The sequence below is a fragment of the Pseudomonas japonica genome (assembly GCF_013522925.1).
In the GTDB taxonomy this organism is placed as follows: domain Bacteria; phylum Pseudomonadota; class Gammaproteobacteria; order Pseudomonadales; family Pseudomonadaceae; genus Aquipseudomonas; species Aquipseudomonas japonica_A.
This window is the reverse complement of sequence record NZ_JAAMQU010000001.1, coordinates 427,221-450,773: the sequence shown is the minus strand read 5'-3', so window position 1 is coordinate 450,773 and position 23,553 is coordinate 427,221. Positions and strand designations below refer to the sequence as shown.

Here is a 23,553-nt window from a genome sequence, read left to right as displayed (position 1 = left end):
AAACATAAAAACAAAGCTTTTATAAATCTCTCTTCTTTTATGTTTTTGTTAACAACCATTCATCCTCGGCTGGCTATTTTTTGCACAGACGGTTTCATTCAGCCACGCAAATTCCCTATACTGCGCAGCTATCCCAATTACCCATATGAACAGGCACGAGGTGCGTGGTGGATTTCCCTTCCCGTTTTGAAGTGATCGTCATCGGCGGAGGCCATGCCGGTACCGAGGCTGCGCTCGCTTCCGCGCGAATGGGCGCTCGCACGCTATTGCTTACTCACAACGTCGAAACCCTGGGCCAGATGAGCTGCAACCCCGCCATCGGCGGTATTGGCAAGAGCCATCTGGTAAAGGAAATCGACGCGCTAGGCGGGGCCATGGCATTGGCTACCGACAAAGGCGGTATTCAGTTCCGTGTCTTGAACAATCGCAAAGGGCCTGCAGTTCGCGCTACGCGCGCTCAAGCTGATCGCGTTCTGTACAAGGCAGCTGTGCGGGATATTCTGGAAAACCAGCCGAACCTGTGGATATTTCAGCAGGCGTGTGACGACCTGATTGTCGAGGGCGACGAGGTACGTGGTGTTGTCACGCAGATGGGCCTTCGTTTTCTGGCCGATGCAGTAGTACTGACGGCCGGGACCTTCCTGGGTGGCCTTATCCACATCGGGCTTGATAACTACTCAGGTGGCCGTGCCGGTGATCCACCTTCGATTGCCTTGGCCAAGCGCCTTCGCGAGCTGCCTCTGCGTGTAGGTCGGTTGAAAACCGGCACCCCGCCCCGTATCGATGGGAAGTCTGTGGACTTTTCCGTGATGACCGAGCAGCCAGGCGATACGCCGATCCCCGTCATGTCATTCATGGGCAGTGCCGACATGCATCCGCGGCAAGTGAGCTGCTGGATCACCCATACCAATGCCAAAACCCATGAAATCATCGCGGCAAACCTTGATCGTTCGCCAATGTATTCGGGCGTGATCGAGGGAGTGGGCCCGCGGTACTGCCCGTCTATCGAAGACAAGATCCACAGGTTCGCGGACAAGGACAGCCACCAGGTATTCATTGAGCCCGAGGGCCTGACCACCCACGAGCTGTACCCGAACGGGATCTCCACCTCTCTGCCATTCGATGTACAACTGCAGATTGTCCGGTCCATTCGCGGGATGGAAAACGCCCACATCATGCGTCCTGGTTACGCGATCGAGTACGACTACTTCGATCCCCGGGACCTGAAATACAGCCTCGAAACCAAAGCCATCGGTGGGCTGTTCTTCGCTGGCCAGATCAACGGAACCACAGGTTACGAAGAGGCTGGTGCACAAGGGTTGTTGGCGGGAACGAACGCTGCGTTGCGGGCGAAAGGGCAAGAGGCATGGTGCCCCCGCCGCGATGAAGCGTACATCGGGGTATTGGTGGATGACCTGATTACCTTGGGAACCCAGGAACCGTATCGGATGTTTACGTCCCGTGCGGAATACCGGTTGGTCCTTCGCGAAGACAATGCCGACCTGCGATTGACAGAAACGGGCCGCCGTCTGGGCCTGGTCGATGATGTGCGTTGGGCAGCGTTCTGTACGAAGCGGGAGGCGATCGAGCGCGAAGAGCAGCGCCTGAAAAGTACATGGGTGCGCCCGTCCACCCCCGTCGGCGACGCTCTGGCTCAACGCTACGGAACGCCATTGGCCCACGAATACAATCTCTTGAACCTGCTGAGCCGACCAGAAATCGACTACGCCGGCCTGACGGCGCTTACCGGCGCCATCGAAATTGATCCACAGGTGGCCGAACAGGTAGAGATCAAGGTCAAATACGCCGGTTATATCGATCGTCAGCAGGAGGAGATCGAAAAACTCAGAGCTAGCGAAAATGTCCGCTTGCCTGTGGATATCGACTATCCGGGCATCTCTGGCCTGTCGAAGGAAATTCAGTCGAAGCTGTCCCAGGCACGCCCGGAAACGTTAGGCCAGGCCTCGCGTATTCCTGGAGTGACGCCGGCGGCCATTTCGTTGTTGATGATTCACCTTAAAAAACGCGGTGCTGTTCGGCAAGTGGAGCAAAGTGCTTGATCGATTCGATTACTCCTCAGCAGCGTAACGAGTTGTCCACAGGTGCCCGTGCCTTGGGCGTGGCTCTGACGTTGGAGCAAGAAGATCAGCTGCTGGCCTATCTGGCGCTGTTGATCAAATGGAACAAGGCATACAACCTGACGGCGGTGCGTGATCCTGACGAAATGGTTTCCCGCCACCTGCTGGACAGTTTGAGCATTGCTTCGTACATCGGCGCAGGCTCGCGCTGGCTGGACGTAGGCAGCGGAGGTGGCATGCCGGGGATTCCGCTGGCCATCCTGTACCCGGACAAATACGTGACCACCCTGGACAGCAATGGCAAGAAAACCCGCTTCCAGACCCAGGTGAAGCTGGAACTGAAACTGACCAACCTTGACGTCATCCACAGCCGTGTGGAGGCTCATAAACCTGAGGCTCCCTACGACGGGATTGTTTCAAGGGCATTTAGCAGCCTCGAGGATTTTGCTACCTGGACCCGTCACCTTGGGGATAACTCAAGCCGCTGGTTGGCCATGAAAGGTCAGCATCCCGCGGACGAACTGGTAGCATTGCCTGCTGACTTTGAAATTGATAGCGCGCATGCTTTGGCCGTGCCAGGTTGCCAGGGCCAAAGGCATCTACTGATATTGCGCCGCAAGGCATGACGGGGAACACGAGCGACAATGGCTAAGGTATTCGCGATCGCGAACCAGAAAGGCGGGGTCGGTAAAACCACGACCTGCATCAACCTCGCGGCCTCACTGGTCGCTACCAAGCGGCGGGTGCTGTTGATCGACCTCGACCCGCAAGGTAATGCCACGATGGGCAGCGGTGTGGATAAGCATGCGCTCGAGCGTTCGGTCTATGATCTGTTGATCGGAGAATGCGATCTCAGCGAAGCCATGCACTTCTCCGAGCACGGCGGCTATCAGCTGCTGCCTGCCAACAGAGACCTTACCGCCGCTGAAGTCGTGCTGCTCGAAATGCAGATGAAGGAAAGCCGCCTGCGAAACGCGCTGGCGCCGATCCGTGAAAACTACGATTTCATTCTGATCGACTGCCCGCCCTCGCTATCGATGCTTACCTTGAACGCACTGGTAGCGGCAGATGGAGTAGTTATCCCCATGCAGTGCGAATATTTCGCGCTTGAGGGGCTCAGCGACCTTGTGGATAACATCAAGCGTATCGGCGCCGCTATCAACCCTGAGCTCAAGATCGAAGGCTTGCTGCGAACCATGTACGATCCGCGGTTGAGTTTGATCAACGATGTTTCTGCCCAGTTGAAAGCGCATTTCGGCGAGCAGCTTTACGATACGGTCATCCCACGCAATATCCGCCTCGCTGAAGCACCGAGCTTCGGCATGCCGGCGCTCGCTTACGACAAACAGTCGCGAGGCGCTCTGGCCTATCTCGAGCTGGCCAATGAATTGGTTCGCCGTCAACGCCGCAAGGCTCGTACCGCTGCGGCGGTTTAAGGAAATCCAATGGCTGTGAAGAAACGGGGGCTGGGCCGCGGGCTCGACGCGCTGCTCAGCGGCCCCTCGGCCTCGGTGCTTGAAGCCCAGGCGGTTCGGCTGGACGAAAAGGAACTGCAATACCTTCCGCTTGATGTCATCCAACGCGGGAAATACCAGCCACGCCGTGACATGGACCCCCAGGCCCTTGAGGAACTGGCTCAGTCCATTCGTTCCCAAGGCGTCATGCAACCGATCGTAGTGCGCCCCATTGGCGGCGGTCGCTATGAAATCATTGCGGGTGAGCGGCGTTGGCGCGCCAGTCAGCAGGCCGGGCAAGAGCGGATCCCGGCGATGGTACGGGAGGTGCCCGACGAAACGGCCATCGCCATGGCCCTGATCGAGAACATCCAGCGCGAGGACCTCAACCCGTTGGAAGAGGCCATCGCGTTACAGCGTTTGCAGCAGGAATTCCAGCTGACCCAACAGCAGGTTGCCGAAGCGGTAGGCAAATCGCGGGCTACGGTGACCAACCTTCTGCGCTTGATTACTTTGCCTGAGGGCATCAAGACGATGCTGGCTCACGGCGACCTTGAGATGGGTCACGCCAGGGCATTGCTAGGGCTGCCGGACGAGCGCCAGCTTGATGGGGCGCGACATGTTGTCGCACGCGGCCTTACCGTGCGCCAAACCGAGGCACTGGTACGCCAGTGGCTCAACACCACAGAGCAGCCTGAAAAAGAGCAGCGCATCGATCCGGATATCGCTCGGCTGGAACAACGCCTCGCAGAGCGGCTGGGGTCTGCGGTGCAGATTCGACACGGAGACAAGGGCAAAGGCCAGTTGGTGATCCGGTATAACTCGCTGGACGAACTCCAGGGAGTGCTTGCTCACATTCGCTGAAACAATGAGTTTCAAGCGACCAGTCGGAAAAGCCAAGCCGGTAGTTGAACAGGGGCTGAACCGCCCCTATACTCTGCGCGCATTTTGTCGGCACATTCTATGCCAAGTCGTGGTTTTACGGCGGGCCGACCTCCAGGAGTCAGAACGATGGAAACCCGCACGCCAAACCGCTTGCCCTTCCATCGATGGGCTGTATTTCCCGTCCTGCTGGCTCAATTGGTGACATTGCTACTGGCCGCTTTGGTGTTATGGCAGTGGCATGGAGTGGTTAGCGGTTACTCAGGCTTGTGTGGGGGCCTGATCGCTTGGCTACCCAACGTTTACTTCGCGTTCAAGGCGTTCCGTTTCAGCGGCGCCCGAGCAGCACAGGCTATCGTTCGGTCGTTCTACGCCGGCGAAGCAGGAAAACTGATTTTAACGGCAGTGCTGTTTGCGCTGGCGTTCGTAGGGGTAAAGCCGCTGGCGCCGTTGGCGTTGTTCGGCGTGTTCCTGTTGATCCAAGGGGTCAACTGGTTCGCACCCTTGCTCATGAGAACAAGATTTTCGAGACCTTAGGGCGTTTGAGGCAACCATGGCAGCAGAAACCGCTTCGGGCTATATACAGCACCACCTTCAAAACCTCACCTTCGGCCAGCTCGCCGACGGTAGCTGGGGCTTCGCCCATAGCGCCGCCGAGGCCAAGGCCATGGGCTTCTGGGCATTCCATGTCGATACACTCGGCTGGTCCGTTGCCCTGGGCCTGATCTTCGTTCTCCTGTTCCGCCTCGCGGCGCGCAAGGCAACGTCCGGTCAGCCAAGCGGCCTGCAGAACTTCGTGGAAGTTCTGGTCGAATTCGTCGACGGTAGTGTGAAGGACAGCTTCCATGGTCGCAGCCCGGTGATCGCACCGCTGGCTCTGACCATCTTCGCCTGGGTCTTCCTGATGAATGCCATCGACCTCATCCCGGTCGACTGGATTCCGCAGATCGCCGCCAAGCTGTCGGGCGATCACGAGATTGCCTTCCGCGCGGTATCGACTACCGACCCGAATGCGACCCTGGGCATGGCCCTGTCGGTGTTTGCCCTGATCATTTTCTACAGCATCAAGGTCAAGGGGCTCGGCGGTTTCATTGGCGAACTTACCCTGCACCCGTTCAGCAGCAAGAACACTGCAGTGCAGATCCTGCTGATTCCGGTCAACTTCCTGCTCGAATTCGTAACCCTGATCGCCAAGCCTATTTCGCTGGCGCTCCGGTTGTTCGGCAACATGTATGCCGGCGAGCTGGTGTTCATCCTCATCGCGGTGATGTTCGGTAGCGGCCTGCTCTGGCTCAGTGGCCTGGGCGTAGTGCTGCAATGGGCGTGGGCAGTGTTCCACATCCTGATCATTACCCTGCAAGCGTTCATCTTCATGATGCTGACCATCGTCTACCTGTCGATGGCGCACGAAGATAACCATTAAGGCTCGTCTGGCGCGTCTTATGTCCTTCCCGAGGCTCACCCCTCAGGAAGGAGAGCCGCAACCCGGCGCCTGCGTCGAGACGGCTCTGTGAATACTTTGCTTTACCGCTTTAAACCTAAGAAAACCTAACCAATACGACGTAAAAAGTCGGGAGGAAAGATGGAAACTGTAGTTGGTCTGACCGCTATCGCTGTTGCTCTGCTGATCGGCCTGGGCGCACTGGGTACCGCTATCGGCTTCGGCCTGCTGGGCGGCAAGTTCCTGGAAGGCGCTGCTCGCCAACCGGAAATGGTCCCTATGCTGCAAGTTAAAATGTTCATCGTCGCCGGCCTGCTCGACGCCGTGACCATGATCGGTGTTGGTATCGCCCTGTTCTTCACCTTCGCGAATCCCTTCGTTGGTCAGATCGCCGGCTGATCACTCGATTTCGAGTGATTGGTGTGATGTACAACGAACGAGCGAGGTGTTGGCGTGAACATTAATGCAACCCTGATAGGCCAGTCCGTTGCGTTCTTCATTTTCGTGTGGTTCTGCATGAAGTGCGTATGGCCTCCGGTCATCGCGGCTCTGCAGGAACGCCAGAAGAAGATCGCTGATGGTCTGGACGCTGCCAGCCGTGCTGCTCGCGACCTGGAATTGGCCCAAGATAAAGCGGGTCAACAACTGCGCGAAGCCAAGGCACAAGCTGCCGAGATCATCGAGCAGGCCAAGAAGCGTGGCACTCAGATCGTCGACGAAGCCCGTGAACAGGCTCGCGTCGAGGCAGAGCGTGTGAAAGCACAGGCTGTGGCAGAGATCGAGCAGGAACTGAACAGCGCCAAGGATGCCTTGCGTGCCCAAGTGGGCCTGCTGGCTGTCACTGGCGCAGAGAAAATCCTGGGATCGTCTATCGATCAAAACGCGCACGCGGAGCTGGTCAACAAACTGGCCGCTGAAATTTAAGCGAGGGCGATCATGGCAGAACTGACCACGTTGGCCCGACCTTACGCCAAGGCGGCCTTCGAGCATGCCCAGGCCCACCAGCAACTGGCCAATTGGTCAGCCATGCTCGGCCTGGCTGCAGCGGTGTCGGAAGACGGCACCATGCGGCAATTGCTCAAGGCCCCGCGACTGACGAGCGCAGAAAAGGCCGCAGCCTTTATTCAGGTATGCGGTGAGAAGTTTGATGCACAGGCACGTAATTTCATCCACATTGCCGCGGAAAATGACCGTCTTCTCCTTCTACCGGAGATCTCGGCGCTGTTCGACCTGTACAAGGCCGAACAGGAAAAATCCGTGGATGTGGATGTCACCAGTGCCTTCGCATTGAACCAAGAACAGCAAGACAAACTCGCCAAGGTTCTCAGTGCACGGCTCGGCCGGGAAGTGCGACTGCACGCTGCGGAGGATGCCAGCCTTATTGGTGGTGTCGTCATCCGCGCCGGTGACCTGGTAATCGATGGCTCGGTGCGCGGAAAAATCGCGCAGCTTGCCGAAGCACTGAAATCTTGAGTTTGAAGGGGCAGCAGAGCAATGCAGCAACTCAATCCTTCCGAAATTAGCGAAATCATCAAGGGGCGCATCGACCAGCTCGATGTCACCTCTCAGGCCCGCAACGAAGGTACCGTAGTCAGCGTGTCTGACGGTATCGTGCGGATCCACGGTCTGACCGACGTCATGTACGGCGAAATGATCGAGTTCCCGGACGGCGTCTTTGGTATGGCGCTCAACCTGGAACAGGACTCGGTAGGTGCCGTGGTCCTGGGTGCCTACACCTCTCTGGCCGAAGGCATGAGTGCCAAGTGCACCGGCCGTATCCTGGAAGTGCCGGTCGGCAAGGCCCTGCTGGGTCGCGTTGTCGATGCTCTGGGTAATCCGGTTGACGGCAAGGGCCCACTGGGCCACACCGAAACTGACGCGGTTGAAAAAGTTGCGCCGGGCGTTATCTGGCGTAAGTCCGTGGATCAGCCTCTGCAGACCGGCTACAAGGCCGTCGATGCAATGATCCCGGTAGGCCGTGGCCAGCGCGAGCTGATCATCGGTGACCGTCAGATCGGCAAGACCGCACTGGCCATCGACGCCATCATCAACCAGAAGAACAGTGGTGTCTTCTGTGTATATGTGGCTATCGGTCAGAAGCAGTCCACCATCGCCAACATCGTGCGCAAGCTCGAAGAGCATGGCGCGCTGGCGAACACCATCATCGTTGCTGCTTCGGCTTCCGAATCGGCCGCGCTGCAGTACCTGGCACCCTACTCGGGCTGCACCATGGGCGAATTCTTCCGCGACCGCGGCGAAGATGCCCTGATCGTTTACGATGACCTGTCCAAGCAGGCCGTGGCTTACCGCCAGATCTCCCTGCTGCTGCGCCGTCCGCCAGGCCGTGAAGCCTACCCGGGTGACGTGTTCTATCTCCACTCCCGCCTGCTGGAGCGCGCATCCCGCGTATCCGAGGAATACGTAGAGAAGTTCACCAATGGCGCCGTGACCGGTAAAACCGGCTCGCTGACTGCTCTGCCGCTGATCGAAACCCAGGCTGGCGACGTTTCGGCGTTCGTTCCAACCAACGTGATCTCGATCACCGACGGCCAGATCTTCCTCGAGTCCGGCATGTTCAACTCGGGCATCCGCCCGGCGGTCAACGCCGGTGTGTCGGTATCCCGTGTGGGTGGTGCCGCTCAGACCAAGATCATCAAGAAGCTGTCCGGTGGTATCCGTACCGCGCTGGCCCAGTACCGTGAACTGGCTGCGTTCGCGCAGTTCGCTTCCGACCTGGACGAAGCGACCCGCAAGCAGCTGGAGCATGGTCAGCGCGTTACCGAGCTGATGAAGCAGAAGCAGTACGCGCCAATGTCCATCGCCGAGATGTCGCTGTCGCTGTATGCCGCCGAGCGTGGTTTCCTGACCGACGTGGAAATCTCCAAGATCGGCAGCTTCGAGCAGGCGCTCATTGCTTACTTCCACCGCGATCACGCCGAGCTGTTGGCCAAGATCAACGTGAAGGGCGACTTCAACGACGAGATCGACGCCGGTATCAAGGCGGGTATCGAGAAGTTCAAGGCCACCCAGACCTGGTAAGCCGCAGCGGGGGCTTCGGCCCCCGCTTGCTAACCTGATAGGTGAAACATGGCAGGCGCAAAAGAGATTCGCGGCAAGATTGCGAGCATCAAAAGCACGCAAAAAATTACCAGCGCCATGGAAAAGGTGGCGGTCAGCAAAATGCGCAAGGCACAACTGCGCATGGCTGCTAGCCGTCCCTATGCGGACCACATCCGCCAGGTAATTGGACATCTGGCCAACGCCAACCCCGAATACCGTCACCCGTTCATGGTCGAGCGCGCTGTAAAGCGTGTCGGCTACGTTGTGGTGAGCAGTGATCGCGGCCTGTGCGGTGGCCTGAATACCAACCTGTTCAAGGCCCTGGTCAAGGACATGGCTGCCAATCGCGACAAGGGCGTGGAAATCGACCTGTGCGTGGTGGGCAGCAAAGGCGCTTCGTTCTTCCGCAGCTTTGGCGGTAACGTTGTCGCTGCAATCAGCCACCTGGGCGAAGAGCCGTCGATCAATGATCTGATCGGTAGCGTCAAGGTGATGCTGGACGCCTACCTCGAAGGCCGTATCGACCGCCTGTGCGTAGCGTCCAACAAGTTCGTCAACACCATGGTGCAGAAGCCTGTGGTAGAGCAGTTGGTACCGTTGGTTGCAACCCCGGATCAAGCGCTCAAGCATCACTGGGATTACCTGTACGAACCCGACGCCAAAGAGCTGCTCGACGGCCTGATGGTGCGTTACGTGGAGTCGCAGGTCTACCAGGCAGTGGTGGAGAACAACGCTTCTGAGCAAGCGGCGCGGATGATCGCCATGAAGAATGCCACTGATAACGCCGGTGATCTGATCAGCGAATTGCAGCTGGTCTACAACAAGGCGCGTCAGGCTGCGATCACCCAAGAGATCTCGGAAATCGTCGGCGGCGCTGCCGCGGTTTAACGGTTCAAATATTCAGAGGATCCAGCTATGAGTAGCGGACGTATCGTTCAAATCATCGGCGCCGTGATCGACGTGGAATTCCCACGCGACAGCGTACCGAGCATCTACAACGCGCTGAAGGTACAAGGCGCGGAAACCACCCTGGAAGTTCAGCAGCAGCTGGGCGACGGCGTGGTACGCACCATTGCGATGGGTTCCACCGAGGGCCTCAAGCGTGGCCTCGACGTGGTCGACACCAACGCTGCCATCGCGGTACCGGTTGGCAAGGCTACCCTGGGCCGTATCATGGACGTGCTCGGTAACCCGATCGACGAAGCCGGCCCTATCGGTGAAGAAGAGCGCTGGACCATCCACCGCTCGGCTCCATCGTTCGCCGACCAGGCGGGCGGTAACGAGCTGCTGGAAACCGGCATCAAGGTTATCGACCTGGTTTGCCCGTTCGCCAAAGGCGGCAAGGTTGGCCTGTTCGGCGGTGCCGGCGTGGGCAAGACCGTCAACATGATGGAATTGATCCGTAACATCGCCATCGAGCACAGCGGTTACTCCGTGTTCGCTGGTGTGGGCGAGCGTACCCGTGAAGGGAACGACTTCTACCACGAGATGAAGGACTCCAACGTTCTGGACAAGGTAGCCCTTGTCTACGGCCAGATGAACGAGCCACCAGGAAACCGCCTGCGCGTAGCGCTGACCGGCCTGACCATGGCTGAGAAATTCCGTGACGAAGGTAACGACGTTCTGCTGTTCGTCGACAACATCTATCGTTACACCCTGGCCGGTACCGAGGTATCCGCACTGCTGGGCCGTATGCCTTCGGCAGTAGGTTACCAGCCTACCCTGGCAGAAGAGATGGGCGTGCTTCAGGAGCGCATCACTTCCACCAAGAACGGCTCGATCACTTCGATCCAGGCTGTTTACGTTCCCGCGGACGACCTGACCGACCCGTCGCCAGCCACCACCTTCGCTCACCTCGACGCGACCGTGGTACTGTCCCGTGACATCGCCTCGTTGGGTATCTACCCGGCGGTCGACCCACTGGATTCGACCTCTCGCCAGCTCGACCCGCTGGTGATTGGCCAGGAGCACTACGACACCGCTCGCGGCGTCCAGTACGTGCTGCAGCGTTACAAGGAACTGAAGGACATCATCGCCATCCTCGGTATGGACGAGCTGTCGGAAAGCGACAAGCAACTGGTTTCCCGTGCACGGAAAATCCAGCGCTTCCTGTCCCAGCCGTTCTTCGTTGCCGAAGTCTTCACCGGTGCCTCGGGTAAATACGTTTCCCTGAAAGACACCATCGCAGGCTTCAAAGGCATCCTCAACGGTGACTACGACCACTTGCCAGAACAGGCGTTCTACATGGTCGGCGGCATCGAAGAAGCGATCGAGAAGGCCAAGAAACTGTAATCCCGGCGCCCGGCAACGGGCGCTTTCAGGTTGAGGCAAGTAGATGGCTATGACTGTCCATTGCGATATCGTCAGCGCGGAAGGGGAGATCTTCTCCGGCCTCGTAGAGATGGTGATCGCGCACGGTAACCTGGGTGATCTTGGTATCGCTCCAGGCCATGCGCCGTTGCTTACGGACCTGAAACCGGGTCCGATCCGCTTGATCAAGCAAGGTGGCGAAGCCGAGGTGTTCTACATCTCCGGTGGTTTCCTTGAAGTGCAGCCGAACGTGGTAAAGGTCTTGGCCGATACCGTGCAGCGCGCCGCCGATCTTGATGAAGCCTCTGCTCAGGACGCCGTAAAGGCTGCCGAGAAGGCCCTGCACGAGAAAGGCTCCGATTTCGACTACAGCGCGGCAGCCGCCCGCTTGGCCGAAGCGGCTGCTCAGCTTCGTACCGTGCAGCAGATCCGCAAAAAATACGGTGGATAACTCCACCACGCTTTTTGTGTGATTGAGTAAAAGGGTAGCCTCGGCTACCCTTTTTCTTTTTTATCCCCAGGCCTTCCATGTCTCTCGATATCGTTATCCTCGCTGCCGGCCAAGGCACTCGTATGCGCTCGGCTTTACCCAAGGTGCTCCACCCGGTTGCTGGCCGCTCGATGCTCGGGCATGTTATCCACAGTGCCAGGCAACTTGCCCCTGTGGGTATTCACGTTGTGATCGGCCATGGTGCAGAGCAGGTGCGAGAAGCCTTCCGGGATGAAGATATTCAGTTTGTGGTCCAGGCCGAACAGCTGGGTACGGGACATGCAGTTGCCCAAGCCCAGAATGGTTTGGCCTCGGCCACAACGCTTGTGTTGTACGGTGACGTTCCCCTCATCCGCGCAGAGACGCTCCGGGCTTTGCTTGAGAAGGCGAGCGAAAACCAGCTGGCGCTGCTTACGGTCGAGTTGCCAGACCCTACCGGTTACGGCCGCATCATCCGCGATGGCCAAGGGAAGGTAACGGCAATCGTGGAACATAAAGACGCCAACGAGGCCCAGCGGGCGGTCTGCGAAGGCAATACGGGCATTCTGGCGCTCCCGACCGCACAATTGGCAGGGTGGATGGCGCGCTTATCGAACAACAATGTTCAAGGCGAATACTATCTCACTGATGTGATTGCCATGGCGGTGGCGGATGGCCTGGAGATAGTTACCCACAGCGCTTCACAAGCGATGGAAGTGCAGGGCGCCAATGACCGCCGCCAGCTGGCACAGCTGGAACGTTTCTATCAGATGCGCGAAGCCGAACGGTTGATGGCCGAAGGCGTAACCCTGCGTGATCCAGCTCGCCTTGATATACGCGGCGATGTGATCGCGGGGCGAGATGTCATCCTCGACATCAACGTGGTGCTCGAAGGTAGGGTAGTGATTGAGGACAACGTACAGATTGGCGCCAATGTGGTCATTCGGGATTCGGTGATCAAGCGCGGGGCGATCATCAAACCCTTTACTCACATTGAAGGGGCTGTAGTAGGCGAGGGTGCGGACGCTGGCCCGTTCGCTCGATTGCGTCCTGGTACTGTGCTGGACGAAAAAGCGCATGTGGGTAACTTCGTGGAACTCAAAAACGCTCACATGGGCCCAGGCGCCAAGGCTGGCCATCTTAGCTACCTGGGAGACGCCAGCATCGGCGCCCGGGCAAATATTGGTGCTGGCACCATTACCTGCAACTACGATGGAGCCAATAAATTCCGAACGGTGTTGGGTGACGATGTATTTATCGGGTCCAACAACGCCCTGGTTGCCCCCGTAAGTGTGGGCAACGGTGCCACTACCGCCGCTGGCTCGACCATCACCACTGACGTGCCTGAGAGCCAGCTTGGTGTAGCGCGGGCACGCCAAAGGAACATAGAAGGGTGGAAGCGCCCGGAAAAGAAAAAACCATAACAGCCACCTCCGGTTGGGGTTGACACCAGGCGGGGCAAGCGATTGAATGCGCGCAGTAACTTTCGGAACGAAAGAAAGCGCAACCATGACGAAACGCAACACACCCCAACGGCGCCATGCCATCCTCGCCCTGCTCACTGCGCAGGGCGAAGTGACCGTAGAAGCGCTGGCGCGGCATTTCCAGACATCCGAAGTCACGGTTCGCAAAGATCTCGCGGCACTGGAAGCCAGCGGCTTGCTGCTGCGTCGTTATGGTGGTGCTGTACCTGTCCCTCAGGAAATGATCGCTGAAGCCACCCAAAAAGTTTCGGTTCATAAGCTAGCGATCGCCAAAGCCGCCGTATCCCTCATCAAAGAGCATGCGCGCATCATCATCGACAGTGGCAGCACAACGGCCGCGATGATTCCTCAGCTGGGGAAGCAGCCGGGCCTGGTAGTGATGACCAACTCGCTCCATGTAGCGACTGCTATTCGCGAACTGGAACCTGAACCGGTCCTGCTCATGACAGGCGGCACCTGGGACCCGCACTCCGAATCCTTTCAAGGCCTGGTCGCCGAGCAGGTGCTGCGTTCCTACGACTTCGACCAATTATTCATTGGTGCAGACGGCCTGGACCTTGAACGCGGCACTACAACCTTCAACGAGCTGCTCGGTTTGAGTAGGGTGATGGCTGAGGCCGCGCGCGAAGTAATCGTTATGGCCGAAGCCGACAAGGTTGGCCGGCGTATTCCAAACCTGGAGCTGCCCTGGAGCAGTATCCACACCCTTATCACCGATGATCGTCTTTCCGAGCAGGCTCGTCAGTCGATCCAGGCCCGCGGCGTGAAGTTGATCTGCGCGGCCCCTAGCCAGGAGTAAATGTATGTGCGGAATCGTTGGCGCCATCGCCGAACGTAACATAGCGGCCATCCTGCTCGAAGGCCTCAAGCGCCTTGAGTACCGCGGTTATGACAGTGCCGGCGTAGCGCTGGTTACTACCGCCGGTACGCTTGAGCGCCGCCGCCGCACGGGCAAGGTAAGCGAGCTGGAAGCTTCGTTGCAGGAACAGCCACTCGTGGGCCGCTTGGGTATCGCACACACTCGCTGGGCGACTCACGGCGCGCCTAACGAACGCAATGCCCACCCTCATTTCTCCAATGGGGTGGCGGTTGTGCACAACGGCATCATCGAGAACCACGAACCACTTCGGGCCATGCTGACCGATCAGGGTTATGTATTCGAGTCGGAAACCGACACCGAAGTCATTGCTCATCTCCTCCATCGTGAACTTCAAAGCGCCGGTAGCCTGATCGAAGCCCTACGGGTAACCGTTGGCCAGCTACACGGGGCCTACGGCCTGGCAGCGGTCAGCCTTGCAGAGCCCGACCGCCTGGTTGCAGCACGCAGTGGCAGCCCTCTGGTGATCGGATTGGGCCTTGGAGAAAACTTCCTGGCGTCCGACCAGTTAGCGCTACGCCAGGTGACGGACCGGTTCATGTACCTGGAGGAGGGCGATATCGCGGAGATTCGCCAGGATAGCCTGCGCATCTGGACCCCGGACGGTCAGCCGGTTATTCGTGAAGTAGTTCAATACCACGAAGGAGGGGAGGCGGCAGACAAAGGCGAATACCGCCATTTCATGCTCAAGGAAATCCACGAGCAGCCCAAGGTTGTTCAGCGCACGCTCGAAAGCCGACTGGGTGAAAACCAGGTGTTGGTGGAAGCGTTCGGGCCAGGCGCTCATGCGCTGTTCAAACAGGTACGAAACGTTCAGATCGTCGCGTGCGGCACCAGTTATCACGCAGGCATGGTTGCACGGTACTGGCTTGAAGGGCTGGCTGGTATCCCGTGTCAGGTCGAAGTCGCCAGCGAGTTCCGCTACCGCAAGGTAGTCGTGCCGCAGGATACCTTGTTCGTCACCATATCCCAGTCAGGGGAAACCGCTGACACCTTGGCAGCGTTGCGTTATGCCAAGGCGCTTGGGTTTGTGGGCAGCCTCGCGATCTGCAACGTCGGTATCAGCTCTCTGGTACGAGAGTCGGACCTTACCCTGCTGACGCAGGCAGGGCCGGAGATCGGTGTCGCTTCCACCAAGGCATTCACCACCCAACTGGTTGGGTTGATGCTGCTCACGCTGGCACTCGGGCAGGTGCAGGGTACGCTTGAGTCAGGGCTTGAAGCACAGTTGGTAGAAGAGTTGCGCCGCTTGCCTGTGCGGTTGGGCGAAGCCTTGGCCATGGATGCCACGGTCGAGAAGGTCGCGGAACTGTTTGCCGAAAAACACCATACCTTGTTCCTGGGGCGTGGGGCTCAGTTCCCGGTGGCGATGGAAGGCGCGCTCAAGCTCAAGGAGATCTCCTACATTCACGCCGAGGCTTATCCGGCAGGCGAGCTTAAACATGGGCCGTTGGCCTTGGTCGATGCCGACATGCCAGTGGTGACCGTTGCGCCGAACAACGAGCTGTTGGAAAAGCTCAAATCCAACCTGCAGGAGGTGCGGGCGCGGGGCGGAGAGTTGGTCGTATTCGCCGATACCGATGCCCAGCTGAGCAATGGCCCCGGTACTACCGTGGTGTCGATGCCTCACATCATCGACGCACTGGCGCCTATCCTCTATACCGTGCCGCTGCAGCTGCTGTCCTATTACGTTGCCGTCCTCAAGGGCACGGATGTGGACCAGCCGCGTAACCTGGCGAAGTCGGTAACGGTGGAGTAAGCCTGCGGGGGGGAGGGCGGCGGCTCCAACCGCCCCCTTCTCTCTACACATCAAAGCACCGGGGAAATCAGCCGCGCCACGCGCATGCCCAGCTTGAGCAGCCTATGGGTATTCTTGCTGTCCGCCACGGTCATCTCTACCGCCTCCGAAAAATCCTGCTCCAGCATCGCGGCCACTTCAGCGGTAAACCCCGTATCGACCGTGAGCAACATCACCTCGAAATTGAGCCTGAACGAGCGGTTGTCCAGGTTAGCGCTGCCTATGGCGCTGATATCGTCATCTATGAGCACAACCTTCTGATGAAGGAAGCCTGGCTGGTACCGGAAGATTCGCACGCCAGCTCGTACCGCCTCGCTCGCATAGAGGCTTGAAGCGGCGTACACGATCCGATGGTCCGGGCGGGACGGCATAAGTATGCGTACGTCTACGTTCTTCATCACCGCCAGGCGCAACGCGGCAAAGACGGCTTCGTCGGGAATGAAGTAGGGGGTAGTAATCCACAGGCGTCGTTTTGCGCTATTGATCGCCTCGATAAAGAACAGTGCGCAGGTCTCCTGCGGGTCGGCCGGCCCCGAGGGGAGTACCTGGCATAGCGCACCTTCCTCCGGATAAGCGTCCGGCAGTAGTAAAGGGGGCAGTTCCCGCGCCGCCCAGAACCAGTCCTCCGCGAAGCTTTCCTGCAAGCACGCCACGGCCGGGCCTGTGACCCAAACGTGCGTATCTCGCCAAGGGCTAAGGGGAGGGCGGTCGCCCAGGTATTCATCCCCTACGTTGTGCCCGCCCAAGAAACCTATCTTGCCGTCCACCACCACTATCTTCCGATGGTTACGGAAGTTGACCTGGAACCGGTTAAGGCCCGCTCTGCCTGCAGCGAAGGCATGTACTTGCACACCCGCACGCCGAAGCGTGTCCACATAATGCCTAGGCAGTGCATGGCTACCGATGCGGTCGAACAGCAAATGCACCGCTACGCCTTGCCCGGCTTTTTCGAGCAAGGCGGCTTGTAAACGGCGGCCGATCAGGTCGTCATGAATGATGAAAAACTGGATGAGTATTACCTGCTGCGCTTCCCGGATCGCTTCAAAGATGCGTTGGAAAGTTGCCTCGCCATTTACCAGCAACCCCACGGCGTTATTGGCCAGGCAGGGCATGCGGCCAAGCCTGGGCATTGCCCTCAACTCGGCATACGCTTGCGACTCTTTTGCCGCCATGGCTTCTTCAACCCAGGGGCGCCAGTTCAAATGAGCGATTGCATCCTGCATCTCGCGGTTGGCTTGCCGCCTTGCAGCGATGTATTCGTCGAAGGTACTGCGCCCGAAGACAAGATAAGGGAGCAAGGTAAAGTAGGGTATGAAGAACAACGACATCGCCCAGGCGATGGCGCCCTGCGCGGTTCGCACCGTAAGCAAGGCGTGCACTGCCGCAATGGCGCCGAGGCTGTGAATGATTGCCAGCAGAATTCCGAAAAAGGCGGCGCTGTGAGTGTCCATGCAGTGCGTAGGCGTCCTGGCATCAATGTGTTTATGACCCTGTCCACAGCGGAATGTGCAGCTCATTCACCTGCAACGTATGCTGGGGGCTGTCGTCCAACGTGAGCACAATCGAGGAGTAAGCTATGAAGGTCGTTGGAATGGTTGCATTGGTATGCGCGCTGAGCGCCGCAACGGGTGCTCAGGCGCAAATGCTACAGCCCGGCTTATGGGAACTGACTACCAGTAACATGGAGGTAGAGGGGCAGCCGATGCCCGATATGCAGGTGATGCTGGGCCAACTGCGCATGTTGCCTCCGGAACAACGAGCAATGATGGAACAGATGTTGGCCAAGCAAGGCATCACAGTTGCCGGCAATGGCATTCGCTCGTGCCTCACACCTGAGCAGGTGAAGGCCAACGACATACCGCTACAGGACCCACAATCTGGTTGTACGCAGCGGATTACAGAGCGCAAGGGTAACGTATGGAAGTTTTCGTTCAGCTGCCCCAAAGCTCAAGGGGCCGGGCAGGCAACGTTTCTTAGCGACCGCGAATTCACTACACAGGTGGCAGGTACTTTTAACGCCAATGGCGCAGCGCAAAAAGGCAGCATGCAAACCCGTGCCCAGTGGCTCGGTGCGAACTGTGGCAATGTGAAGCCGCGCCAGTAGTTCCACGTGGAACATTCAATTCAGGGAAGCGCCCATTTGCCCTGGCTGCGGGTTTCGCAGAACGGTTTCAAGAATCGCGCGTCGCTGGTTACGCCGTAGTAGTGGATGTCCTGGCGATAGGGCATCCCATCAACGTGAGCGTTGCTACAAATGCCAAACGCGCCGGAAGGGCATTGATCCACATAGGTGACGTCTACCTTTTGTCCTTTCAGCTCCGGTTGGCAGAAGCCGGATTTAAAAAGGCTTTCCGGGATATTCCGGTTCTGCTGGCAGACTTTTACATCCACATGATCGCCTTGAGTGTGCACGATACAGGCCTGGGCCTGAGCTTGCGGCGCATTGCAGAACAAGAGGAAGATGACAGCAAGCCCCGAAGGTCTGCGTAAATCCAGCATGCTTGAAAATATCCTTACCTATGTACTAGCTGGCCCATTGGGCGCAGGCAAAACAAGCGTAGCCCGGCACTGGCTAAGCCAGCGACCGGATGGCGAGCGTTGGGCTGTACTGATCAACGAGTTCGGGCAGGTTGGGTTGGATGCCGCGCTGCTGGGCCCTGCAACCGATGGTATCTCAATCACCGAAGTGGCAGGGGGCTGCGTGTGCTGCGTCAACGGCGCCCCGTTCACCGTAGCGCTCGGGCGGCTGCTTCGCTTGGCGCAACCACATCGGTTGCTGATCGAGTTATCAGGGCTTAGCCACCCGCTGCCGTTGCTTCGGCAGTTGAAAGCGGAGCCATGGGATAAGGTATTGGCGCTGGAGCCGCCCATTGTGGTTGTTGATGGGCTGGCGGTCTTCCAAGGGTCGCCACTGCCAGATGCGGTGAAGGCTGCTCTGAAGCATCCCTGCACGCTGCTGATCAACAAGGCGGATCTGGTGGCTATCGAGCGCCGGCTGGAGGTTGAAGCTATGCTGGGCCAGCGCGGCGTGTGGGTCACTCACGGCCACGTGGCACTGAATGAGCTGTCTGGCGCTCGAATGTATAACCCAACCCCCAGCCTAGCCCCCGGCTTCACTGTTGTAACTGCTCAATCGGCCAGCGATTGGAGTATCGGCTGGCAGCTGGCTGCGGATCGGGTACTGGACTTGCAGCGTATCGAGCACATGCTGGAACAATGGCCATGGAAGCGCGCCAAGATGATTATCCATAGCCCGGAAGGCTGGGTATCTGCCAACTTGCTTCCCGACCAGGCGATTGAATGGCGAGCTACAGAATGGCGAAAAGATAGCCGACTCGAGCTTATATTTGACGAACCGCAGCCCTCAGCCGGGCTTGAAGAGGCTTGGGCTGCCTGCCAGCTGCCCCCATCAGGGCCGGGTGCGCTTGTGGGTCTGACGCCACTCGCTTAGCTCGATGATTTCTGCGGTAGGTTGCTTTTTGATCTCGAAAGGGTAAGGCGCCAATTCAATTTGGGCGGTATGCGCGCCGAATTGAGTGATGGTGCCCGGATGACGTTGTTCGCCCGTCACGGTGAACTCGAAGCCGTACACCCTGGCGAAACGCTTACGCCCTTTGGCATCGCGCACAAAGCTGAAACGCTTGAATGCCACGTTTTCGTCCAGCAGCTCCAGGTCCAGAGCCTTGCAGTGGCTGCGTACCTTCGCCAGGGCTTTTTCCCTTAGCCCATGGCTATGCCAGAACCAGGCCCCAATACACGCCATAACCAGCAGCACGGCAAGATTTTCAAGGGTCAACATCGACAAGAGCTCCATCTGGACTCGCTCAGCTTAACTGCCTGCCCGGTCTGTCGTACAGCGCGCTTTTCACGCAATATTAGACACCCGAAAACTGCCTTTGATGCGCTGGAATTTCCAATGAAACGCACCCCTCATCTGCTCGCGATCCAATCCCATGTGGTATTTGGCCATGCGGGTAACAGCGCTGCGGTCTTTGCGATGCAGCGGATCGGCGTAAATGTGTGGCCGTTGAACACCGTACAATTTTCCAACCATACCCAGTATGGCCAATGGGCGGGAGAAGTGCTTCCCGCGCATCAAATTCCGGAGCTGGTGCGGGGTGTTTCCGCTATCGGCGAGCTTGGTAATTGCGATGCTGTCCTTAGCGGATATCTGGGCAGCCCGCAGCAAGGCCAAGCCATTCTGGAAGCGGTGGCAGCAGTAAAAGCCGCTAACCCGCGAGCCATCTACCTGTGTGATCCGGTCATGGGGCATGCTGAAAAGGGCTGCGTGGTAGCGCCCGAAGTCACTGACTTTCTGCTATCCCAGGCACTTCCTCGAGCGGATGTGCTGTGCCCCAATCAGCTGGAGCTCAATACCTTCACCGGCCGCACTGCGGATACCCTGGACGAGTGTGTAGCGATGGCGCGCGCCTTGCTCGACCGCGGCCCAGCTATGGTCATGGTCAAGCACCTCTCGTACCAGAACAAAAAGCCGGAGGACTTCGAGATGTTGCTGGTAACACCAGCAGATACCTGGCATCTGCGCCGGCCACTGCTGGCGTTTCCTCGCCAGCCAGTAGGGGTGGGGGACCTGACCTCCGGGCTGTTCCTCTCTCGGCTATTGCTAGGGGATGAGCCTGTAGCGGCCTTCGAATTTACCGCGGCGGCCGTGCATGAGGTGATGTTGGAAACGCAAGCGTGCGCCAGCTACGAGCTTCAACTGGTGCGAGCGCAGGACCGGATCGCTCATCCCCGTGTACGGTTCGAGGCTACCCGGCTTTAAAGGTCAGTTGCCGTCGGCTTTGAGCTCTTGATAGCGTTGTTCCAATTCCTGCCGGATCTGACGACGCTGCTGGCCCTGCGCAAAGCGACGCTTTTCCTCACTGGTTTGAGGTGAGCGCGGCGGCACCGGAACAGCACGTCGGTTCTCGTCCATCGCAACCATGGTGAAGAAGCAGCTGTTGGTGTGGCGCACGCTGCGCTGCTGGATATTCTCGGTCACTACCTTGATGCCCACTTCCATCGACGTATTGCCGGTGTAGTTGACGGACGCCAGGAAGGTTACAAGTTCGCCCACATGGATAGGCTCTCGGAATATCACCTGGTCGACGGAAAGCGTCACCACGTAACGCCCTGCATACCGGCTGGCGCAGGCATAGGCGACTTCGTCGAGGTATTTAAGCAAGGTGCCACCGTGGACGTTCCCGGAGAAATTCGCCATGTCCGGGGTCATCAGTACGGTCATCGTCAGCTCGGCATTTCCAGGTTCCATAAAGGCGCTCACGGTCAAAGGTCAGGGGCGGGGCGGCTTCATATACCGCTCAAGCTATAGGTTGCAGACGCAGCGGCGCGGGGACTCGTCACCCGATTGATAACGCCGTTGTGCAATATCAAAGTCTGTTTCCGCATATTGCCAATGGACGGAATACATTCCAATGAATGTTAGGGTTGTTATTCCCCTGACGTTTGGAGTGTACCGAAGTGCATGCTATCGCCTTCATTCAGGACCTGGCCGTGATCATGCTAATAGCGGGCATCGTGACGGTAATCTTTCATCGGCTCAAACAGCCAGTGGTGCTGGGCTATATCGCCGCCGGCTTCATCATCGGGCCGCATACGCCTCCGTTCGGCTTCATACATGACGAGGAAACCATCAAGACCCTTGCGGAGCTTGGTGTGGTGTTCCTCATGTTTTGTCTGGGGCTGGAATTCAGCCTGCGCAAGTTGTTCAAGGTAGGCGCTACCGCCTTTGTCGCCGCCCTGTTGGAAATCACCTTGATGATCTGGGTGGGTTACGAGATCGGCAACGCGTTTGGATGGGGCAGCATGGATGCGCTGTTCCTGGGTGCGATATTGGCCATCTCGTCCACCACCATCATCGTCAAAGCGCTGAACGACCTGAACATGAAGCACCATCGCTTCGCCCAGCTCATCTTCGGTGTGCTTATCGTAGAGGACATCCTTGGCATCGGTATCATCGCCCTGTTATCCGGTATAGCGGTGAGCGGCTCGGTGAGTTCCGGGGAAGTACTCGCAACCGTCGGCAAACTTGGGCTGTTCATGATCGTGGCGCTGGTGGTGGGCATCCTGTTGGTGCCGCGTTTGCTGGCCTATGTTGCCGAAGCCAAAAGCGATGAGATGCTTCTGGTGGTGGTGTTGGGCCTGTGCTTCGGCTTCTGCCTTCTGGTGGTGAAACTGGGCTACAGCATGGTCCTGGGTGCGTTCCTGATAGGCGCGATCATGGCGGAGTCGACACATCACCGTAAGGTCGAACGGCTGGTCGAGCCCTTGCGGGACATGTTCAGCGCTATCTTCTTTGTGGCCATCGGGTTGATGATCGAACCGCGTGTACTGGTTGAGTATGCCGTGCCAATCGCCGTCATAACCGCAGCGGTAGTGATTGGCAAGGTCGTCTCCTGCAGCCTGGGTGCGTTCCTGGCAGGCAACGATGGGCGCACGTCACTGCGAGTGGGCATGGGCCTTTCGCAGATCGGGGAGTTCTCCTTCATCATCGCCGCGCTGGGCATGACACTGGAAGTGACCAGCGATTTCCTTTATCCCGTCGCCGTCGCGGTGTCGGCCATTACCACCTTGCTCACGCCCTATCTGATCCGAGCGGCGGACCCTTTCGCATTGATGCTTGGGCGGTGGATTCCCTCACCGTTGGCCCGGGTGTTCAGCACCTATGGCGAGTGGCTGCGCAACATCCGGCTGCAGGGCGAAACCGCGGCCTTCGCAGCCATCGTACGGCGCATCCTTATGCACACCTTCGTAAACCTGGCGCTGGTTATTGCAATCTTCTTCACCTGTGCTCACTTCGCGCCCCAGGTCGGCCAGTGGCTCTCACCATGGATTACAGGCGAGGAAGGCCAGAAGGGCGTGCTGTGTGCGCTGGCGCTACTGCTGTCCATGCCTTTCCTGATCGCGGCCTACCGCAAGCTAGGCGCACTGTCTTTACTGTTGGCTCAGGCAGGGGTGAAGCCGCAATTTGCGGGCAGGCATACCGATACGCTGCGCCAGGTGATGGCGCAGGTTATTCCGGTGGTATTTCTGGGGGTGATTCTCTTCCTGCTGGCAGCGCTATCAGCGAGCATTCTGCCAACGCGCGAGATGCTGGTACTTGTGGCGGTAGTGGTTGTGATATTCGCCGCACTGTTCTGGCGGTGGCTGATCCGCATTCACGCCCGTATGCAAGCGGCATTGGTAGAGACGCTAGAGACGCCTAGCGCCCCGTCAGACCACTAACCGAAGCGCAGGGGCGCGACTGACTCAGCTTTCCAGCCAGACGTCCCTTGCCCAGTGCCACACGGACTCCCAGCTCTCTTCGGTGACCAGTTCTTCTTCGCCACTCCACAGCACTACGGTTCCGTCTTCTTCTACGCAATAGTAGTCGTCGCCATCCTGGCAGATAGGAATCAGCTCTCGTGGAACACCGAGGTCCCAAGCGGTAGCGGCAACTTCCGGCAGGTACGTATGTGACTGCGGATCCGTCACGGTGACGGGTTCGAGGCTGCCGTAAACCACGTCGCTGACGTGAAGCAGGAACTCCTTGAACACGAACGGGATGTTGATGAAGAGCTGCTCTTCAATCTCGACCAGGAGATCTTCGTCGGGTAACTCCAACGGAACCGGAACCGGTTCATTGGCTTCCCGAAGCTGTTCGATGACTTCTTCCACAGTGACTGACCTATGCCTTGAAA

25 protein-coding genes are annotated in these 23,553 nt (G+C 58.4%); 20 read left to right on the top strand and 5 right to left on the bottom strand.

All coding sequences use genetic code 11. The features are described 5' to 3' along the window. The first annotated feature begins 167 nt into the window (after window positions 1-167). The 16 genes from mnmG to glmS all read left to right on the top strand — a co-directional run bounded on the left by mnmG (window position 168) and on the right by glmS (window position 15,814). Window positions 168-2,060 (top strand): tRNA uridine-5-carboxymethylaminomethyl(34) synthesis enzyme MnmG, encoded by a 1,893-nt coding sequence (mnmG, locus tag G7016_RS02135; RefSeq protein WP_181111179.1) that lies wholly within the window; start codon window positions 168-170, stop codon window positions 2,058-2,060. Next, a complete protein-coding gene (rsmG, locus tag G7016_RS02130) occupies window positions 2,060-2,704 on the top strand; it encodes a 16S rRNA (guanine(527)-N(7))-methyltransferase RsmG (protein WP_375139196.1) in 645 nt (214 codons plus the stop codon). Before mnmG ends, rsmG begins: the two co-directional genes overlap by 1 nt. 18 nt (window positions 2,705-2,722) lie before the next feature. Beyond that, window positions 2,723-3,514, top strand: coding sequence for a ParA family protein (locus G7016_RS02125; protein WP_181111177.1), 792 nt, complete (start codon window positions 2,723-2,725; stop codon window positions 3,512-3,514). A gap of 9 nt (window positions 3,515-3,523) precedes the next feature. Next, window positions 3,524-4,396, top strand: coding sequence for a ParB/RepB/Spo0J family partition protein (locus tag G7016_RS02120; RefSeq protein ID WP_181111176.1), 873 nt, complete (start codon window positions 3,524-3,526; stop codon window positions 4,394-4,396). A 147-nt stretch (window positions 4,397-4,543) separates the two neighbouring features. Beyond that, window positions 4,544-4,951 (top strand): F0F1 ATP synthase subunit I, encoded by a 408-nt coding sequence (locus G7016_RS02115; RefSeq protein ID WP_181111175.1) that lies wholly within the window; start codon window positions 4,544-4,546, stop codon window positions 4,949-4,951. 16 nt (window positions 4,952-4,967) lie between these two features. Then, on the top strand, window positions 4,968-5,837 hold the full coding sequence (gene atpB / locus G7016_RS02110; RefSeq protein WP_181111174.1) for a F0F1 ATP synthase subunit A: 870 nt from the start codon (window positions 4,968-4,970) through the stop codon (window positions 5,835-5,837). Between the two features lie 159 nt (window positions 5,838-5,996). Continuing rightward, window positions 5,997-6,254 (top strand): F0F1 ATP synthase subunit C, encoded by a 258-nt coding sequence (gene atpE / locus G7016_RS02105; protein WP_003097235.1) that lies wholly within the window; start codon window positions 5,997-5,999, stop codon window positions 6,252-6,254. Between the two features lie 54 nt (window positions 6,255-6,308). Next, a complete protein-coding gene (locus G7016_RS02100) occupies window positions 6,309-6,779 on the top strand; it encodes a F0F1 ATP synthase subunit B (protein ID WP_181111173.1) in 471 nt (156 codons plus the stop codon). A gap of 12 nt (window positions 6,780-6,791) precedes the next feature. Beyond that, a complete protein-coding gene (locus tag G7016_RS02095; RefSeq protein ID WP_181111172.1) occupies window positions 6,792-7,328 on the top strand; it encodes a F0F1 ATP synthase subunit delta in 537 nt (178 codons plus the stop codon). Between the two features lie 21 nt (window positions 7,329-7,349). Beyond that, window positions 7,350-8,894, top strand: coding sequence for a F0F1 ATP synthase subunit alpha (atpA, locus tag G7016_RS02090; protein ID WP_181111171.1), 1,545 nt, complete (start codon window positions 7,350-7,352; stop codon window positions 8,892-8,894). A gap of 48 nt (window positions 8,895-8,942) precedes the next feature. Further along, a complete protein-coding gene (gene atpG, locus G7016_RS02085) occupies window positions 8,943-9,803 on the top strand; it encodes a F0F1 ATP synthase subunit gamma (RefSeq protein ID WP_181111170.1) in 861 nt (286 codons plus the stop codon). 27 nt (window positions 9,804-9,830) lie between these two features. Continuing rightward, the gene (atpD, locus tag G7016_RS02080; protein WP_181111169.1) at window positions 9,831-11,207 is read left to right on the top strand and encodes a F0F1 ATP synthase subunit beta; all 1,377 of its coding nucleotides are present in this window, start codon (window positions 9,831-9,833) and stop codon (window positions 11,205-11,207) included. Window positions 11,208-11,250: 43 nt separating this feature from the next. After that, window positions 11,251-11,676, top strand: coding sequence for a F0F1 ATP synthase subunit epsilon (locus tag G7016_RS02075; protein WP_181111168.1), 426 nt, complete (start codon window positions 11,251-11,253; stop codon window positions 11,674-11,676). Between the two features lie 77 nt (window positions 11,677-11,753). Beyond that, on the top strand, window positions 11,754-13,118 hold the full coding sequence (glmU, locus tag G7016_RS02070; protein WP_181111167.1) for a bifunctional UDP-N-acetylglucosamine diphosphorylase/glucosamine-1-phosphate N-acetyltransferase GlmU: 1,365 nt from the start codon (window positions 11,754-11,756) through the stop codon (window positions 13,116-13,118). An 85-nt stretch (window positions 13,119-13,203) separates the two neighbouring features. Next, the gene (locus G7016_RS02065) at window positions 13,204-13,977 is read left to right on the top strand and encodes a DeoR/GlpR family DNA-binding transcription regulator (RefSeq protein ID WP_181111166.1); all 774 of its coding nucleotides are present in this window, start codon (window positions 13,204-13,206) and stop codon (window positions 13,975-13,977) included. A gap of 4 nt (window positions 13,978-13,981) precedes the next feature. Further along, window positions 13,982-15,814 carry a glutamine--fructose-6-phosphate transaminase (isomerizing) gene (gene glmS, locus G7016_RS02060; protein WP_181111165.1) on the top strand — a complete coding sequence of 611 codons (1,833 nt, stop codon included), beginning with the start codon at window positions 13,982-13,984 and terminating at the stop codon, window positions 15,812-15,814. A 50-nt stretch (window positions 15,815-15,864) separates the two neighbouring features. On the opposite strand, the gene cls is transcribed toward glmS, so the two are convergent. Beyond that, entirely contained in the window at window positions 15,865-17,304 is a 1,440-nt protein-coding gene (cls, locus tag G7016_RS02055; protein WP_181111164.1) for a cardiolipin synthase, read from the bottom strand. A gap of 125 nt (window positions 17,305-17,429) precedes the next feature. On the opposite strand from cls, the gene G7016_RS02050 reads away from it, so the two are divergent. Continuing rightward, complete coding sequence (locus G7016_RS02050) at window positions 17,430-17,957, top strand: DUF3617 domain-containing protein (RefSeq protein ID WP_181111163.1); 528 nt, start codon at window positions 17,430-17,432, stop codon at window positions 17,955-17,957. A 20-nt stretch (window positions 17,958-17,977) separates the two neighbouring features. On the opposite strand, the gene G7016_RS02045 is transcribed toward G7016_RS02050, so the two are convergent. Next, on the bottom strand, window positions 17,978-18,352 hold the full coding sequence (locus G7016_RS02045; RefSeq protein ID WP_181111162.1) for an NADH:ubiquinone oxidoreductase: 375 nt from the start codon (window positions 18,350-18,352) through the stop codon (window positions 17,978-17,980). On the opposite strand from G7016_RS02045, the gene G7016_RS02040 reads away from it, so the two are divergent. Further along, complete coding sequence (locus G7016_RS02040) at window positions 18,351-19,304, top strand: CobW family GTP-binding protein (RefSeq protein ID WP_181111161.1); 954 nt, start codon at window positions 18,351-18,353, stop codon at window positions 19,302-19,304. The two genes, G7016_RS02045 and G7016_RS02040, sit on opposite strands and share 2 nt — an antisense overlap. On the opposite strand, the gene G7016_RS02035 is transcribed toward G7016_RS02040, so the two are convergent. Beyond that, a complete protein-coding gene (locus G7016_RS02035; protein WP_181111160.1) occupies window positions 19,263-19,652 on the bottom strand; it encodes a DUF3301 domain-containing protein in 390 nt (129 codons plus the stop codon). The two genes, G7016_RS02040 and G7016_RS02035, sit on opposite strands and share 42 nt — an antisense overlap. A gap of 117 nt (window positions 19,653-19,769) precedes the next feature. On the opposite strand from G7016_RS02035, the gene pdxY reads away from it, so the two are divergent. Continuing rightward, on the top strand, window positions 19,770-20,636 hold the full coding sequence (gene pdxY, locus G7016_RS02030) for a pyridoxal kinase PdxY (protein ID WP_181111159.1): 867 nt from the start codon (window positions 19,770-19,772) through the stop codon (window positions 20,634-20,636). A 3-nt stretch (window positions 20,637-20,639) separates the two neighbouring features. On the opposite strand, the gene G7016_RS02025 is transcribed toward pdxY, so the two are convergent. Further along, window positions 20,640-21,125: an acyl-CoA thioesterase gene (locus G7016_RS02025; protein ID WP_181111158.1), complete on the bottom strand. Its 486-nt coding sequence runs from the start codon at window positions 21,123-21,125 to the stop codon at window positions 20,640-20,642. A gap of 209 nt (window positions 21,126-21,334) precedes the next feature. Between G7016_RS02025 and G7016_RS02020 the strand changes: the two genes are divergently transcribed. Next, the gene (locus G7016_RS02020) at window positions 21,335-23,098 is read left to right on the top strand and encodes a cation:proton antiporter (RefSeq protein WP_181111157.1); all 1,764 of its coding nucleotides are present in this window, start codon (window positions 21,335-21,337) and stop codon (window positions 23,096-23,098) included. Between the two features lie 24 nt (window positions 23,099-23,122). Here G7016_RS02020 and G7016_RS02015 read toward each other — a convergent pair whose 3' ends face one another. Then, entirely contained in the window at window positions 23,123-23,530 is a 408-nt protein-coding gene (locus tag G7016_RS02015; protein WP_181111156.1) for an SMI1/KNR4 family protein, read from the bottom strand. Window positions 23,531-23,553 lie beyond the last annotated feature (23 nt).

Coding starts and splice junctions, on each gene's coding strand:
- G7016_RS02125 (WP_181111177.1), top strand. CDS start 2,723: ATGGCTAAGGTATTCGCGATCGCGAACCAGAAAGGCGGGGTCGGTAAA.
- G7016_RS02120 (WP_181111176.1), top strand. CDS start 3,524: ATGGCTGTGAAGAAACGGGGGCTGGGCCGCGGGCTCGACGCGCTGCTC.
- G7016_RS02115 (WP_181111175.1), top strand. CDS start 4,544: ATGGAAACCCGCACGCCAAACCGCTTGCCCTTCCATCGATGGGCTGTA.
- atpB (WP_181111174.1), top strand. CDS start 4,968: ATGGCAGCAGAAACCGCTTCGGGCTATATACAGCACCACCTTCAAAAC.
- atpE (WP_003097235.1), top strand. CDS start 5,997: ATGGAAACTGTAGTTGGTCTGACCGCTATCGCTGTTGCTCTGCTGATC.
- G7016_RS02095 (WP_181111172.1), top strand. CDS start 6,792: ATGGCAGAACTGACCACGTTGGCCCGACCTTACGCCAAGGCGGCCTTC.
- atpA (WP_181111171.1), top strand. CDS start 7,350: ATGCAGCAACTCAATCCTTCCGAAATTAGCGAAATCATCAAGGGGCGC.
- atpG (WP_181111170.1), top strand. CDS start 8,943: ATGGCAGGCGCAAAAGAGATTCGCGGCAAGATTGCGAGCATCAAAAGC.
- atpD (WP_181111169.1), top strand. CDS start 9,831: ATGAGTAGCGGACGTATCGTTCAAATCATCGGCGCCGTGATCGACGTG.
- G7016_RS02075 (WP_181111168.1), top strand. CDS start 11,251: ATGGCTATGACTGTCCATTGCGATATCGTCAGCGCGGAAGGGGAGATC.
- glmU (WP_181111167.1), top strand. CDS start 11,754: ATGTCTCTCGATATCGTTATCCTCGCTGCCGGCCAAGGCACTCGTATG.
- G7016_RS02065 (WP_181111166.1), top strand. CDS start 13,204: ATGACGAAACGCAACACACCCCAACGGCGCCATGCCATCCTCGCCCTG.
- glmS (WP_181111165.1), top strand. CDS start 13,982: ATGTGCGGAATCGTTGGCGCCATCGCCGAACGTAACATAGCGGCCATC.
- cls (WP_181111164.1), bottom strand. CDS start 17,304: ATGGACACTCACAGCGCCGCCTTTTTCGGAATTCTGCTGGCAATCATT.
- G7016_RS02050 (WP_181111163.1), top strand. CDS start 17,430: ATGAAGGTCGTTGGAATGGTTGCATTGGTATGCGCGCTGAGCGCCGCA.
- G7016_RS02040 (WP_181111161.1), top strand. CDS start 18,351: ATGCTTGAAAATATCCTTACCTATGTACTAGCTGGCCCATTGGGCGCA.
- G7016_RS02045 (WP_181111162.1), bottom strand. CDS start 18,352: ATGCTGGATTTACGCAGACCTTCGGGGCTTGCTGTCATCTTCCTCTTG.
- G7016_RS02035 (WP_181111160.1), bottom strand. CDS start 19,652: ATGTTGACCCTTGAAAATCTTGCCGTGCTGCTGGTTATGGCGTGTATT.
- pdxY (WP_181111159.1), top strand. CDS start 19,770: ATGAAACGCACCCCTCATCTGCTCGCGATCCAATCCCATGTGGTATTT.
- G7016_RS02025 (WP_181111158.1), bottom strand. CDS start 21,125: ATGGAACCTGGAAATGCCGAGCTGACGATGACCGTACTGATGACCCCG.